The sequence below is a fragment of the Sphingobium sp. genome, assembly GCF_032153725.1.
Taxonomy (GTDB): Bacteria; Pseudomonadota; Alphaproteobacteria; order Sphingomonadales; family Sphingomonadaceae; genus Sphingobium.
In genome coordinates this window covers 1-14,715 of sequence record NZ_JALDYQ010000065.1, presented here as the reverse complement: position 1 = coordinate 14,715, position 14,715 = coordinate 1, and the positions used below count along the sequence as shown (strand labels likewise).

Below are 14,715 nucleotides of genomic sequence, written 5' to 3'. Positions count from 1 at the left end.
TTGAGTTGCATTATGATTCGCGTTATGGCCCGGCCATGCACTTACGCCGCAAAAGGGGATCTGCCATGCTTCGCGTAGCGGATATATTTGTTGAAGACACGACCGATGACGTGATCGTCTCGCCCCCGGCGGCCCTGGTGCTTGTTCCCAGTGTAGGGGTGGCCCAGCCGAACACGCTACCCGCTCGTTATGGAGAGCGGCGCGCTTTGAATATCCCGGCGATCATTCTGATCCTCCTCCTCCATGCAGTGGTGATCACGCTACTGATTCAGGCGCGGCAGCATGTCCAGCGTATGCGGGAGACGCGCCTGTCGGTCGTGAACCTGCTGCCTCCACCGCCGCCGCCCGCCGCCGATGTCGCTCCGCCGCCCTCGCAGCCCCGGATCGTTGCGCCGTCGCCACTGGTTCAGGTGCCGGTGCCGCCCACGCCAATGGTGGCAACGACGCCGCAGCCGGTGCCGCCCGCGCCTCCAGTGGCGCTTCCAGCACCCGTCGTCGCACCCGTCGTGTCGGCTGGTCCAAGCGTCGTTCAGGGAGGAGATCTTGGTACGCAGATGGTCGCGGGCAGGCCGCCGCGCTATCCGATCGAAAGCCGTCGCAAGCGGGAGCAGGGCACGGTCGTCCTCGCGCTGACCCTGGGAATGGATGGCGCGGTGGAAAGCATCGCCATCAATCGGAGCAGCGGCTTCTCCCGGCTCGACGATGCGGCGCGGGATGCGGTGCGCGGCTGGCGTTGGAAGCCGATTATGCGCGACGGGCAGGCCGTGCGGGTGAAGGGCGTGGTCGAAATCCCGTTCGTCCTGCGGAGCGGACCAGGATGACACGGGCATGACCCGTTTCTGCCAGGTCTGCTTTTGTTTCTCAATAGTGTTTGACTATGAGAACGCGTCTCAATAACTGGTCCCCAAAATAGGGATGAAAAGGGGACCAATCGTCATGCATAACGACACCCGCCGGCGCGGAGGGCCGGCCTTTTTGGCGTTAGGCTGTGTGGGGGCCTTCATATCGGGTCCTGCCCTGGCGCTCGACAAGGCCGACGATTCGGCGGTGGATCAACAGGCGGATGCCGGCCAGATCGTCGTCAATGGCCGTTATAATCAGGATATCATCTCGCCCAAGGCGACCGCGCCCCTGATCAATACACCGCGTTCGATCGCGATCGTCAGCGAAAATGTGATCAAGGACACCGGTTCGGCAACGCTGGTCGAGGCGTTGCGGACCGTGCCAGGCATCACCTTCGGCGCGGCCGAGGGCGGCAATCCGATCGGTGATCGCCCCTTCATCCGCGGCTTCGACAGCCAGGGCAGCACCTATGTCGACGGCGTGCGCGATAGCTCGGCCCAGTCGCGCGAAACCTTCGCGATCGAGCAGATCCAGGTGGTGCGTGGCTCCGACAGTTCGCTCGGCGGGCGTGGTAGTGCGGGTGGTTCGCTCAACATCATCACCAAGTTGCCCCGCGACCGCGATTTCGCCAGCGCGGAACTGTCCTACGGCACTGCCGATTACAAGCGGATCACGGCGGACCTTAATTACAGGCTGACGGACACGATCGCCTTTCGCGTGGCGGGCATGTGGCATGATCAGGACCTAGCCGGTCGCGACGCCATCTGGCAGAAGCGCTGGGGCGTCGCCCCCTCGCTCACCATTGGCATGAACACGCCGACCCAGTTGACGCTGTCCTGGTATCATCTCGACACCGACGAATTGCCTGACAGCGGCATTCCCTATACCTATGTCTGCACGACCACGGTCTGCAACGCGCCGACCGGCTTCACTTATTCGGAGCCTGCGATCGGGGACGTGACGCTGGCCAATGGCAGCACCGGCCATGTCGGCCGTGACACCTTCTACGGCCTGAAGAATCGCGATTTCCGCGAGAGCAAGACGGACCAGTTCACCGTCCGCGCGCAACATGATTTTGGCGGCATGACGTTGCGCAACACGGTGCGCTATAGCCACAATAATCAGGCCTATATCCTTACTCAGCCGGACGATAGTCTGGGCAATGTCTATAATAGCGGTCTGGTGTGGCGTCGCGCGAACAGCCGTTATGGCTATGTCGATACGCTGACCAACCAGACCGACCTGTTCGGCAAATTCAACACCGGCGGCATCGAACACAGCTTTGCCGCAGGCGTCGAATTTTCCTGGGAAAAGGCGCGGCGCGGTTCCTATGTCACGCGCGGTCTGGTGAATAGCAGCGGCAATGAGGCGCTGACGACCGGAGGGACGCTGGGCGCTGCCGCCCGTTGTTCGGCTGCCGCTCAGTTGCGCTATAATTGCACCAGCCTGTTCAATCCCGATCCGGCCGATCCCTGGGTCAACTATGCCAATGAAACCTCCGCGGTTCCGGCGGCCATTTCCAAAACCCTGCCGATCGCGGAAACGCAGACCGATGCCGATACGCAGTCGGCCTATCTGTTCGACTCCGTGACGCTGACGCCATGGCTGATCGCCAATCTCGGCCTGCGTTTCGACAGCTTCAAATCCTCGGTCCTGCCGGGCCAGCCGATCGCGGCGACGCAGAGCTTCCGCCTGACGCGGGAGGATGATATCTGGAACTGGCAGGCGGGGCTGGTGGCCAAGCCGACGCCGAACACCAGCATCTACGCTTCCTATTCCACCGCCGCGACGCCGCCGAACAGTCTGGTAGGCGAAGGGCAGGAGGGCAACAGCTTCGGTACAGTCAACAACGCCGCGCTTGTCGACGCGCTGAAGGTCGAGCGGACCAAAAGCTATGAAGTCGGCGCCAAGGCGGACCTGTTCAATTCCCGCCTGTCGTTGAACATCGCGCTGTTCCGGACGGAGACGAAGAACGCCCGTGTCACCGGTCCGGACGGCAATCCGCAGTTCATCGGCGAGCGCCTGATCAAGGGTGTGGAGCTGGGCTTCAACGGTGAAATCCTGCCGAAGTGGAGCGTCTTTGGCGGCTATACCTATATGGATGCGAAAATCGTCGACGGCGGTTTCACAGCTTTAAGCGATGCGTCAATCCCGTCTGCTCAACGGATCACGGTGCTGGTCGAATCCGTCAACACCGGCCGCCAGTTCCCGCAGACGGCCAAGCACAGCTTTTCGCTCTGGACCAATGTCGAAGTGCTGCCCAAGCTCAATATCGGCGGTGGCGCTTTCTATATGAGCCGGGTGTTCGGCGGTTATGCCGACGACCGGAAGGCGACGCAGGATAGCACGGGCGTGGTGACTGTCAGCCCGGCGACGAAGATCATCGCCCGGTCGGTGCCGAGCTATTGGCGCTTCGATGCCCGCGCCAGCTATGAGTTTAGCGACCGGGTCGGCCTGAGCGTCAATGTTCAGAACCTGACCGACAAGGTCTATTTCAGCCAAGCCTATACCAACCATTATGCGACGATCGCGGCGGGCCGGTCGGCCTTCGCGACGCTCAGCGTCAAATATTGATGGATGAAGCGCCTCCGCCTTCGCTGGCCGGTTTGAGCGCGATGGGTGCGGAGGCACTCGCCGCGCGGCTGGCGGAGCCGGGGGCGGATCGCGCGGCGTTGATCCGCGTCGCGGCGGAAGGGGGCGTGGTCCAGGCCCAGCTGCTGCTGGCGCAGATGTTGCTGGACGGGGTCGAACTGCCCGCCGATCCGTGCGCGGCCTTTGGCTGGTTCAATCGCGCCGCCGCCCGGCATGACATGTTCGCGCTCAACATGGTCGGGCGCTGCTATGAACTGGGCTGGGGCGTGGCGGTCGACATGGGCCGCGCCACCGAATGTTACCGCATTGCCGCCGGGCAGGGGCTGGCCGAGGCGATGTATAATTACGCGACCCGGCTTGCCGTGGCGGAGGATCATGCCGCGGCGCTGGACTGGTTCCGCCGGGCTTCGAGCGATTCGGGGCTGATCGGCGCCAAGGCGGCCAATTATATCGGCAGTTTCCATGAGGATGGCTGGGCGGTGGCGGTAGACCGGGCAGAGGCGCTGCGCCATTATCGGATCGCGGCGGAGGGCGGCGATTTTCGCGGCCGGTTCAACCTTGCCCGGTTGCTGGCGGAGGATGGCGCGACGGACGAAGCACTGCGCTGGCTCGGCCGGGTGCGGGAGACGGCGACGGCAGCCTTCATGGACAAGGCGGCAGATTATCTGCGTCATTCATCATTGCAGGAAGCGGGGCTGGCCGCCCTGCTGGGAGAGGAGCCGCCGGCATGCTGACCGTTATTCCCGAACTGCTGGATGCCGGAACCGTGCAGCGCGTCCGGGCGCTGATCGATGCGGCGCAGTGGGTGGACGGCAATGTCACCTCCGGCCACCAGTCGGCGCTCGCCAAGCATAACCTGCAATTGCCCGAAGACTGTGCCGAAGCCCGGCAGGCGGGGCAGATCGTGCTGGATGCGCTGGGCCGGTCGCCCTTGTTCATTGCCGTCGCGCTGCCGCTCAAAGTCTTTCCGCCGCTGTTCAACAGCTATGCGGGCGGGCAGGCCTTCGGCACCCATGTCGACAATGCAGTGCGGATTCAGGCGGGCACCGGCTTTCGCGTGCGGTCCGATCTGTCGATCACCATCTTTCTGGAGGAGCCGGAAAGCTATGATGGCGGCGAACTGACGGTCGAAACCAATTTCGGCGTGCAGCGGGTGAAGCTGGCCGCGGGGCATGCGGTGCTTTATCCGTCATCCTCGCTGCATCGGGTGGAGCCGGTGACGCGGGGGCGGCGCCTGGCGAGCTTTTTCTGGCTGCAATCGATGGTGCGGGACGATGCGGCGCGGCAGATGCTGTTCGATCTCGACAGCAGCATTCAGGCGCTGGCGGGGGATCTGGGGCAGGACAATGCGCAGGTGATCCGGCTGACCGGGGTGTATCACAATCTGCTGCGGCGCTGGGCCGACGCCTGAGCGCGACAGGATTTGGGTGACATAGGTGACACGATAGGGGTACGGAAAAGGGCGATTTCTGCCGATATTTCCTATTTCAAAGAGCCGCGCGCGGCGTAGCGGATTTTGCGGGCTGTAGGACAGGGAAATCGTCGGAGGTTTGGATGGTTTTGGCCATTTTCCGACATCCCCACTCTCGTCATTCCCGCGAAAGCGGGAACCCATCTCCCAACCTTGCATCTGGCAGTTCGCTCAGGAGATGGGTCCCTGCTTTCGCGGGGATGACGGATAAGCGGACCGTCCGACATCCACCCCGGACTGTCACTCCAGCATCGCGGTCAGGGCGGGGGTCATATATTCTTGGCCGCTGCCCTCCGCCCGGCGGATCAGGCAGGCGGCGATGCCGTGGCGTGTGGCGAGGGTCATGCCGCGGTCGGGGCCGAGCACAGTGATGGCGGTCGCCCAGGCATCGGCCAGCATGGCGCTGTCATGGAGGACGGTGACGGAGGCGACATCATTGGCGATGGGCGCGCCGGTGATCGGATCGATGCTGTGGGAAAGGCGGGCGCCGTCCTCTTCCCGGAACCGCCGATAGTCGCCGGAGGTTGCGACCGACAGGCCGCAAAGCGCAATGCGCAGCGTGGGGAGGGGCAGGCCCGGAGGCGCCTCCACATCGACCCACCAGGGCTGGAGGTCGGGCTTGACGCCCCGTCCGCGCAATTCGCCGCCGATTTCGATGAGGAAATGGGTGGCGCCCAGATCGCGCAGGACCGCCGCCACGGCATCCACGGCAAAGCCCTTGGCGATGCCGGAAAAGTCCAGCGTCACGTCAGCCGTGCGGCGGGCGCGGTTGCCCTCCACCTCGATCGCGGTCCAGGGGGAGGGGTGGTTGGGCGCTTCGGTCAGGCCGGTAAGGCCGCCGGGACCGAAGCCCCATTGCGCGACAAGCCGTCCCACTGCCGGATCGAAGGCGCCGCCCGACAGCCGCGCCATGTCCAGCCCCGCGCGCAGCACGGTCAACATCTCGGCGGGCAGGGCCATCCACTGGCCCACGGGCGCGGTGTTGAAGCGGCTGATGGCGGAGTCCGCTTCCCAATTGCTCATTTGCGCAATGACGCGGTTCAGCACCGCTTCGATGGCCTCGGTGCTGCCTTCAGGCGCATCGACGATGCGGGCCGACCAGCTAGTGCCCATGGTCGGCCCGCCAAAATCGCTGATCCGGCCCAGCCGGTTTCCCGGCCCGAAGGCATCGGGCGACAGGCCGGGCGGGATGGCGATGCGGATGGGGGTGGCGGTCAGCCCTGCACCTCGACCGTCATGGCATAGGTGGCGCGGTCCTGCGGCGGGCCCATGGGACGCGGCGGGCCGTCTTCGCCCTGCGGGGGAGCCTGTGGCGCACCCTGCGGACGGCCAGTGGCCGGGGCGCCGCCGGGGCCAGCCGGGCCTTCACCGCCGGGGCCACGACGGCCGCCGGTGCTGAGGCTGACCCAATACATGCCCGCTTCCGGCCAGGTGAAGCTGACCTTGCCCTGCGCATCGGTTTTGGCGTCCATCTGTTTGAGGTCGGAGCGGTAGCGGATGCCGCCGGGGATGGCCGTGACGTCGAGGCCGGCGGCGGGCTTGCCATTCAGCAGGAACTGGAAGGTGGCGGCTTCGCCCACGGCAAGGTCGTTGGGGTGGGTGACGGGCACCATCTCCAGCCCCTTGCCGGTCGTGGTGAAGACCTTGCGATCCGGTTCGCCTGCCGTCACGAAGGTTTCGATGCGGGTCAGCGCCGTTGCGGTCTGCACGTCCGTCGCGCCCTGCGGCAAGGCGGTCGCCAGCGTCGCGGCGGTGGTGCCGCGCGGCAGCATCTTGCGCTCGCCGTTCAGCATATAATTGCCTATCAGCATTTCGTTGGTGATGGCGATCTTGTAGGTCCCCCTGGTCTTGATGCCGAGGTCGAAGGTCTGGCGCAGCTTGCCGAGCGCGCGGTTTTCGACCTGTGCCGTGCTGCCGTCCGGGGCGGTGACGATCGGCTGCCAGTCCTGGCCGGGGTGGTCGAAATAATAAAGGTCGCTGGAAATGGCGGCGTCGACCGTCAGCCATTCATTGCCCGATCCCGTAAACATGGTTTCGGACGGCAGCAGCCAGGGACGCGCAGCGCCCGCCATTTGCGGCAGGGCGATGGCAGCGGTGGCGGCGAGCAGCAGCAGTTTGCGGAATTTGGTCATGGCTTCCTCTTGTTCACGGGGTGCTCCTGCGGAGGCAGGAGTCCAGTTCGAACGGCGGGACTGGGTTCCTGCCTGCGCAGGAACATGTGGAGAGTGGGGCAGCCTCTATTTCAGCGCGACAGGACGGCGCTGACGGTGCCCAGTTCGAACTGGCCGGTGGCGCTGCCCCTGGCGCCTGTGGCGGTGACGTTCAGCGGCACGCGCACCAGTTCGCGGCCGCCATTTTCGCGGGCGGCCTCCACCACCAGCGTATATTTGCCGGGGGCGAGGGCCGGCATGCCACCCGTGCCGGAGGTGAAGCTGAGCTTATGGGTGCCGGGCGCGCGGGTGGCGCCGGACACGCCGTCAGCCGGCACGGTCAGCGAACGGCCCGAGGCGCGCCACCACATGCGCACGTCGCGCAGCCATTTGGCGCCGCCATTGTTGCGCTTGTCGACGTCATAGAGGATCGAGAGGGTGCGGGCGGGGGCGCCCTCCTTCTCCAGCCAGACGGCGACATAGGGGCGGTGATATTCGGCCACCGACAGGCGCGGCAAGGTGAGCGTGACGTCCAGCGTCCGGGCGGTCGCGGGCGCGGCGAGGGCACCGACCGCGCTCAATGTCGCGCCGCCGGTCAGGACGATCCTGTGACTGATCTGCATGAGGTGAAATATCCCCCTTAATGGATGAAGATGATGGCGAGGATCGCCGGAATGGCGAGGCCCATGGCGACCAGCGGCCAGGTGGTCGGGCGCTTCTTCGCATGGAGCCAGAGCAGCAGCAGGCCGGTCAGGGCGAAGAGGAAGCAGGCGACGGCGAAGATGTCGATGAACCATTTCCACGCATTGCCCGCGTTGCGGCCTTTATGCAGGTCGTTGAGATAGCTGATCCAGCCGCGACTGGTCGCTTCGCTGGTGACTTTGCCGCTGTGCCGGTCGATCGATATCCAGCCGTCGCCGCCGGGGCGGGGAAGGGCGAGATAGACTTCGTCCGCCGACCATTCGGCTTCGCCCCATTCTCCTTGGCCCACGCCGCTTTGGCCGATGGTTTTTTCCACCCATGTGGCGATCGGGGCGGGCAGGGGTTTCTTCGCGTCGGGGGCGTCATCTGGCGCGACCTGTTTCAGCAGGGCGGGCGGCAGGGTGGCGGATTTGGTGATCGTCTGCGGCGACCCTTCCACATCGGCGGCATGGTTCAGCGTGATGCCGGTGAAGGCGAACAGCAGCAGGCCGATCAGGCTGATGGCGGAACTCACCCAATGCCAGCTGTGAAGCTGTTTCAGCCAGAAGGCCTTGGGGCTCTTCTTCTTTTTCGGCTGAGCGCGGACGGGTGCGTGCATCGGGAGCGGGGCGAGTCCTGTGTGGAAGGAGGTGGATGAATAACGCGAACGACTCGCAATTGCAAACCTGGGAACGCGCGAAATTTGTATCAAAATGTACGGGACATAGCCGGGATGGTGTTGGCAAGCGGCGGTCGGCGGAGGGCGGCGTCGTCCTGCTATTGACGGGTGGCATCATCCCAACTAGCCGCCGTTTCTGAAACGGGGGCGACATGAAACTGTCATCGGTCCCGATGGCTGCCTGCTGAGGACGAACATATGCTGATGCCGGCCGTTGCCGCTGGAATGTTGATGATGGGCGCGCAGGCGGAGGCGGGCACATCGCCGGCGCCTGTGCCGCCTGTTGTGGAAGCACCCCCGCAGGTGCTGGTCATACCGCCGCCACCCGTGATGCCGAACCTGCCGGGGACAACCGCCGAACCTGTGGTTCCGCCCGCGCGGCCGGGCGACATCGTCGTCACCGGCCGCACGCGTCCGCCGCCGGGCGATCCGCTGGAGCGGCTGAATGAAAAGAGCTTTCAGACGGTGCAGGCGGTCGACAAGGCCGTCGTGGAGCCGGTCGCCAGGGCCTATAAGAAGGGCCTGCCCAAGCCGGCCCGCAAGGGGCTGCGCAATTTCTTCTCCAATTTGCAGGAGCCGGTGGTGTTCCTGGCCTATATGCTCCAGTTCAAGCCGGGCAAGGCGATGGAGACGGCCGGGCGCTTCACCATCAATACTTCGCTGGGGGTGGCCGGGCTGTTCGACGTGGCGAAACGCAAGCCTTTCTTCCTGCCCTACAGGCCCAATGGGCTGGCCAATGTGCTGGGCTATTATGGCGTGGGGCCGGGCCCCTATATGTATCTGCCGATCGTCGGGCCGACCACGCTGCGCGACATCATCGGGGACACGGTGGACAAGATGGTGGTGCCCTTTGCCATCGGGAAACCGTTCAACCAGCCCAAATATGTGATCCCGGCGACGATCCTGAACCAGCTGGGCGAACGCGCGGCATTCGATGAGACGATCCAGAATATCCGGCAGCAGGACAATCCCTATGCCGCCTATCGCGAGCTGTATCTGAACCAGCGCAAGGCGGAGATCGAGGCGCTGCATGGGCGGACGGTCGAGGATGTGCCGCCGGTTTATGGGCCGGGGTTGGGGAAGGGGCCGGTGACGATTGGGGGGGATGGGGCTGAATAGGCCGGTATAATAGCTGGTACCAGGCGCTTCGTGCTCCTGCGCAGGCAGGAGCCCAGTTCAAACCGGTGGAACGACTGCCTGCGCAGGAGCACCGAGCGTGTAAAGGCGGCGTCTACCGCCCCAACAGTCCCCGCGCCTGTCCGGCGATTTCCGCCAGCATGGCGACATTGGGGGTCGCGGCGGCCTTGGCGCGGTGGACGAGGGCGCGGAATTGCTGGATGCGGGCGCCCTTTGCCTTCAGCCACTCCTCGACATGATGGGCGATGTCCTTGCCTTTCCCCAGGGCGAGGAAGTCCAGCCGCACCTGCTGCATGTCGCGCGCGACGCCGGAGATCAGCAGCCGTTCCCACGGGTCGGACGGTTCCATGCGCGCTGCGGTGGACTGGACCCAGTCGATGCCGACCGCTTCGCCCAAATGGGTGAAGGCGCGGGTAAGGCCGACTTCGTCCACCGACAGGCGTCCGGCCAGCGCGGCGATGCCGACCGCGCCGTCCAGCTTGAAGAGTCCGGCGGTGCGGCGGGCGAGGTCCTCCGGCGCGCCTAGCGCCAGCAGGCGGTCGGTGACGGCGGTGACGCGGCGCAACGCTTCGCTGGTGAGCAGATCGTCGACCTTCTTCGCCAGCTTGTCGACGCCCTTGGCCAGCGCGGCATGCCCTGCTTCGGGCAGCGTGCCGGTTGGCAGGGCGCGCAATATGTCCGCGATCTGCGCGCGCATGCCGCTGGCAATGTCACCGAACAGCGCGAGGCGGGCGGCTTCGGACATGTCCGCCGCGTCGATATCGTCCCACAGCCGGTCTATGCTGTAGAGCCGCTCCGCGATCAGGAAGGCGCTGGCAAGGTCGGCCAGCGAGCAGCCCTCTTCCTCCGCCAGTTCGAACGGGTGGATCAGGCCGAGGCGATTGACGATGCGGTTCGCGACCTTGGTGGCGATGATCTCCTTCCTCAGCGCATGGGCGGCGATCGCATCGGCTTCCTTCTTCTGCATCGCGGGCGGGAAGGCGTGGGCGAGTTCGCTGCCCATGCTGGCGTCGGTGGCAAGGTCGCCATGTTCGATCGCGTCCTGAAGCGCCAGCTTGGCGGTCGACAGCAGCACGGCCAGTTCGGGGCGGGTGAGGCCAAGCCCATCCTGGCCACGGCGGATCAACTGTTCATTGCCGGCGAGTCCCTCCACCTGCCGGTCGAGCCGCCCGCTTTCCTCGAACGTCTCGATCAGCCGTACATAGCTGGCGAGGTCCGCCGCGCCGCCCGCTTCCGCGATGGAGAGGCCGAGCGCCTGGAGCCGGTTATCCTCCAGCACGATGTCGGCCACCGCGTCGGTCATGCTGACCAGCAGCCTGTTGCGATCGTCGAAAACCAGGCGGCCTTCCGCCATTTCCTTGTTGAGCGCGATCTTGATGTTGACCTCATTGTCCGAGCAGTCGACGCCCGCTGAATTGTCGATGAAGTCGGTGTTGATCCGCCCGCCCCGCAGCGAGAAGGCGATGCGCGCGGCCTGGGTCGTGCCCAGATTCGCGCCTTCGCCCACCACCTTGACGCGGAGCTGTTCGGCATTGACGCGCAGGCGGTCGTTGGCCGGGTCGCCGACATCGCCATGGCTTTGCGCGGCGGCCTTGACATAAGTGCCGATGCCGCCGAACCAGAGCAGGTCGTTGGGGCTTTGCAGGATCGCGGAGATGAGCGCGGTCGGCTCCATTTCCGTATCGGTGACGCCCAATATCGCCTGTACTTCCGGGGTCAGGGGGATGCTTTTCAGGCTGCGCGGGAAGACGCCACCGCCCGGTGAGATGAGCGTCTTGTCATAATCGTCCCAGCTGGAGCGGGGGAGCTGGAACATCCGGTTGCGTTCCTCCCACGATTTCGCCGGATCGGGATCGGGGTCGAGGAAGATATGACGGTGGTCGAAGGCCGCGACCAGCTTGATCGCCTTCGACAGCAGCATGCCGTTGCCGAACACGTCGCCCGACATGTCGCCGCAGCCGACGACGCGCACCGGCTCGCTCTGCACGTCGACGCCCATCTCCGCGAAATGGCGCTTCACGCTGATCCACGCGCCCCTGGCGGTGATGCCCATCGCCTTGTGGTCGTATCCGTTGGAACCGCCGCTGGCGAAGGCGTCGCCCAGCCAGAAGTCGCGTTCCAGCGCGATGGCGTTGGCGACGTCGGAGAAGGTCGCCGTGCCCTTGTCGGCGGCGACGACGAAATAGGGATCGTCGCCGTCCAGCACGACCACCTGCGCGGGATGTTTCACCTTGCCCTTGACGATATTGTCGGTGACCGACAGCAGCGCGCGGATGAAGATGCGGTAGCTTTCCGTGCCCTCCGCGAACCAGGCGTCGCGATCTGCCTGTGGGTTGGGGAGCTGCTTGGGATAGAAGCCACCCTTTGCCCCGGTCGGCACGATGACGGCGTTCTTGACCCGCTGCGCCTTCATGAGGCCGAGGATTTCGGTGCGGAAATCGTCGCGCCGGTCGGACCAGCGCAGGCCGCCGCGCGCGACGGGGCCGGCGCGTAGGTGAAGACCCTCGACGCGGGGGGAATAGACCCAGATTTCGCGCCAGGGCAGCGGCGCGGGCAGGCCGGGGATCTGCGCGCTGTCGAGCTTGAACGCCAGTGCTTCCTGAGCGGCGGGGGCATAGAAATTGGTGCGCAGCGTCGCGGTGATGACGGCGCGCAGCAGGCGGAGCACGCGGTCCTCGTCAATCGCCGTCACCTGTTCCAGCCCGGCGTCGATCGCCGCCTGCGCGGCTGCGGCGCGCACCGCGCCATCCCTTGCAGCGGGATCGTGCAACGCCTCGAACAGCTCGATCAGCTGATGCGCAATGCCCTGTTCGCGCCGCAGCGTTTCGGCGAAGGTCGCCATGCCATAGGCCATGCCGGTCTGGCGCAGATAGCGGAACAGCGCGCGCAGCAGCACGACCGACCGCTGGTCGAGGCCCGCCGTCACGATCAGTTCGTTGAAACGGTCGTTTTCCGCCACGCCCTCGGTCACCTGGGCAATGGCTTCGGTGACGATGTCGGCGCGCGCGATCACCGCGTCGGCGTCGCCGCCCGCGGGCAGTTCGAGGACGAAGCGCTGGACATGGCCCAGCGCGCCCTCCTGATCCCTGGAGTCCACCGCCGTCATCATCTCATCGATCACGCGGAAGCCGAAATTCTCGAAGGCGGGGACGACTTCGGACAGGGCGATGGCGTCATGGCTGTAGAGCTTCAGCCGCAGCCGTTCGGCCCCGTCCTCCGCATTGCGGTAGATGCGGATCGACTTGTCGCCGGGACCGGACAGGCCGTGGAGCAACTGGATATCGATCGCCGCCTCCGCCGGGCCAGCGCCGTTGCGATAGCCCATGGGAAAGCCGGGCGCATAACGCTGCGCCAGCGTCGCGGCGCGGCCGGGCTCCTCCGTTTCGGCCAGCGCTTCCTCGACGGCGGGCAGCCAGCCGCGCACCATCTGCTTCAACTGCCGGTCGAGCGGCTGTTCATCGGGCGCCACGCCGCCATCGCGCAGGTCCAGCGTGATGCGCAGCAAGGCGAGGCCGCTTTCCTCCAGCGCGATCGACCAGCTGAGCACCGGCCCGTTGCAGGCCTGGGCCAGCATGTCCTGCACCGCGACGCGCCGCGCCGTGGTCAATTCCTCACGCGGGAGCCAGGCGAAGGCGTAGAGATGGCGGGCGAGCGCGCTGGTGCCCAGCACCAGCTTCGGACGCGGCCGGTCGGTCAGCGACATGAAGGTCAACACCAGCCGCTCCAGCGTCTCGCGGTCGAAGCCGATCAATATGTCATGGGGCAGGGCGGTCAGCGCATGGGTCAGCACCTTGCCTGCATGGCCGTGCGGGTCGAAGTTGAACTTGTCCATCAGCGCCGACAGCGCAGAGCGCAGCAGCGGCACCTTGTCCGGCGTCGTCGCCAGCCCGGCGCTGGTCCACATGCCCGCATGGATGGAAAGGGCGGTGACCGCCTTGCCATCCCGCACCGGCACGATGATGAGGTCCAGCAGCACCGGACGGTGCACCCGCGACAGGCGGTTTGACTTGATGATCAGGGGCGTGCGCCTGCCTTCCTCGAACCAGGTGAAGGCCGCTTCCATCGTGACGGGGGCCAGGATCGGCTGGTCGTGCAGGGCGCAGACGCCGATGCGCAGGTCCGCCGTTTCGGGGACCTTGCCGTCGCGGCGGCGGCGTTCATGGCCGATCTGGGTGAAGTGGCGGGCGAGGAACCAGCGCAGCAGCGCCGCGCCTTCCTCATCGGGGATATTGTCGGCGTCGGCGGCCATCGCCTCCCGCATTTTCGGCCAGTCGGTGACGGCGGCGCGGACATCGGCCAGCGTGTCCTGCAATGTTTTTTCCAGCGCGCGGCGGGCCTTTGCATCGGCGCGGTCAGCCTCGATATAGATCATCGATTCCCGGCGGGCGCCGGCGGCTTCATCGTCGAGAATCGCTTTCAGATGGCCGTTGCCGTCGCGCTCGACCGACAGCACGGGATGGAGCAGGCGATGGATGATGATATCGGCGGCGGCCAGCGCATTGGCGATGCTATCCACCAGAAAGGGCATGTCGTCATTGATGATGGCGATCCGCATGAAGCGCCCCGCCACCCCTTCGCCCAGCGTTTCCATGGCGATGGCCACATGGCCCGGCCGACGGGTGCCGGCGGTGCGGGCGATGAAGCCGGCCGCATCCAGTACGGCGTCCTGATCGAAGCCTTCGCTCTCGCCGGGCAGGGTGCTCCGCGCCAGCGCCGCCTCCAGCGCTTCGCTTATGCTGTGGTCAACCTGCCTCGATTCAGCCAATGCCGTCATGCGCCACCCTCTTCCCTGCGGGACTGTCCCGCTTCCGTCGAACGGAGAAGACGGTGGAGAACCGCCACGCGCCTTCCCGACTGATGCCGTCCACTATGCGCCACTGTGTCGTGAGGCTCAACCCAGAATAGGAAATAAAGTTACGTCATATTGAAATAATATGATGCGGCGCAACATGGTGGACGAACGCCCTTGAGGATAGCGAAGGGAATCGGCCCATGATCCCGTTCTGTCAATCCTGCGCGGTCATTCCTGCCGATAAAGGGGCCTGCGATAAAAGGGATCGCCACTCAGGACGTGGGGGGATTTGGCCTGGAAGGGCAGGTTTGGGTGGAGAGCGGACGGTCGGCTTAGCTGAGCATTCCTAAATACACACCGTGTTCCTGCG

At 65.4% G+C, this 14,715-nt stretch carries 10 protein-coding genes; 5 read left to right on the top strand and 5 right to left on the bottom strand.

Going from position 1 to position 14,715, the window contains the following annotated elements; all coding sequences use genetic code 11:
* The first annotated feature begins 65 nt into the window (after positions 1-65).
* From RUH75_RS18190 to RUH75_RS18175, 4 genes are all read left to right on the top strand, one after another.
* Complete coding sequence (locus RUH75_RS18190) at positions 66-821, top strand: energy transducer TonB (protein ID WP_313808576.1); 756 nt, start codon at positions 66-68, stop codon at positions 819-821.
* A 169-nt stretch (positions 822-990) separates the two neighbouring features.
* Positions 991-3,417, top strand: a complete 2,427-nt coding sequence (locus tag RUH75_RS18185) for a TonB-dependent receptor domain-containing protein (protein WP_313808575.1) — start codon at positions 991-993, stop codon at positions 3,415-3,417.
* Positions 3,417-4,169, top strand: coding sequence for a tetratricopeptide repeat protein (locus RUH75_RS18180; protein WP_313808574.1), 753 nt, complete (start codon positions 3,417-3,419; stop codon positions 4,167-4,169). Before RUH75_RS18185 ends, RUH75_RS18180 begins: the two co-directional genes overlap by 1 nt.
* Complete coding sequence (locus tag RUH75_RS18175; RefSeq protein ID WP_313808573.1) at positions 4,163-4,846, top strand: Fe2+-dependent dioxygenase; 684 nt, start codon at positions 4,163-4,165, stop codon at positions 4,844-4,846. The genes RUH75_RS18180 and RUH75_RS18175 overlap by 7 nt, the downstream gene beginning before the upstream one ends.
* A gap of 300 nt (positions 4,847-5,146) precedes the next feature.
* Here RUH75_RS18175 and RUH75_RS18170 read toward each other — a convergent pair whose 3' ends face one another.
* From RUH75_RS18170 to RUH75_RS18155, 4 genes are all read right to left on the bottom strand, one after another.
* Positions 5,147-6,019, bottom strand: a complete 873-nt coding sequence (locus RUH75_RS18170; protein WP_313808572.1) for an FAD:protein FMN transferase — start codon at positions 6,017-6,019, stop codon at positions 5,147-5,149.
* Between the two features lie 101 nt (positions 6,020-6,120).
* Complete coding sequence (locus tag RUH75_RS18165; protein WP_313808571.1) at positions 6,121-7,038, bottom strand: DUF4198 domain-containing protein; 918 nt, start codon at positions 7,036-7,038, stop codon at positions 6,121-6,123.
* Positions 7,039-7,148: 110 nt separating this feature from the next.
* Positions 7,149-7,679, bottom strand: coding sequence for a DUF2271 domain-containing protein (locus tag RUH75_RS18160; protein ID WP_313808570.1), 531 nt, complete (start codon positions 7,677-7,679; stop codon positions 7,149-7,151).
* A 17-nt stretch (positions 7,680-7,696) separates the two neighbouring features.
* Positions 7,697-8,356 (bottom strand): PepSY-associated TM helix domain-containing protein, encoded by a 660-nt coding sequence (locus RUH75_RS18155; protein ID WP_313808569.1) that lies wholly within the window; start codon positions 8,354-8,356, stop codon positions 7,697-7,699.
* Positions 8,357-8,614: 258 nt separating this feature from the next.
* Between RUH75_RS18155 and RUH75_RS18150 the strand changes: the two genes are divergently transcribed.
* A complete protein-coding gene (locus RUH75_RS18150; RefSeq protein ID WP_313808568.1) occupies positions 8,615-9,535 on the top strand; it encodes a VacJ family lipoprotein in 921 nt (306 codons plus the stop codon).
* Between the two features lie 112 nt (positions 9,536-9,647).
* Here the strand turns inward: RUH75_RS18150 and RUH75_RS18145 are convergent, their stop codons facing one another.
* A complete protein-coding gene (locus RUH75_RS18145; protein WP_313808567.1) occupies positions 9,648-14,327 on the bottom strand; it encodes an NAD-glutamate dehydrogenase in 4,680 nt (1,559 codons plus the stop codon).
* Positions 14,328-14,715 lie beyond the last annotated feature (388 nt).

Bases quoted from the DNA above. Each gene is read 5' to 3' on its own strand.
- RUH75_RS18190 (WP_313808576.1), top strand. From the start codon at position 66: ATGCTTCGCGTAGCGGATATATTTGTTGAAGACACGACCGATGACGTG.
- RUH75_RS18180 (WP_313808574.1), top strand. From the start codon at position 3,417: ATGGATGAAGCGCCTCCGCCTTCGCTGGCCGGTTTGAGCGCGATGGGT.
- RUH75_RS18175 (WP_313808573.1), top strand. From the start codon at position 4,163: ATGCTGACCGTTATTCCCGAACTGCTGGATGCCGGAACCGTGCAGCGC.
- RUH75_RS18170 (WP_313808572.1), bottom strand. From the start codon at position 6,019: ATGGGCACTAGCTGGTCGGCCCGCATCGTCGATGCGCCTGAAGGCAGC.
- RUH75_RS18165 (WP_313808571.1), bottom strand. From the start codon at position 7,038: ATGACCAAATTCCGCAAACTGCTGCTGCTCGCCGCCACCGCTGCCATC.
- RUH75_RS18160 (WP_313808570.1), bottom strand. From the start codon at position 7,679: ATGCAGATCAGTCACAGGATCGTCCTGACCGGCGGCGCGACATTGAGC.
- RUH75_RS18155 (WP_313808569.1), bottom strand. From the start codon at position 8,356: ATGCACGCACCCGTCCGCGCTCAGCCGAAAAAGAAGAAGAGCCCCAAG.
- RUH75_RS18150 (WP_313808568.1), top strand. From the start codon at position 8,615: ATGCTGATGCCGGCCGTTGCCGCTGGAATGTTGATGATGGGCGCGCAG.
- RUH75_RS18145 (WP_313808567.1), bottom strand. From the start codon at position 14,327: ATGACGGCATTGGCTGAATCGAGGCAGGTTGACCACAGCATAAGCGAA.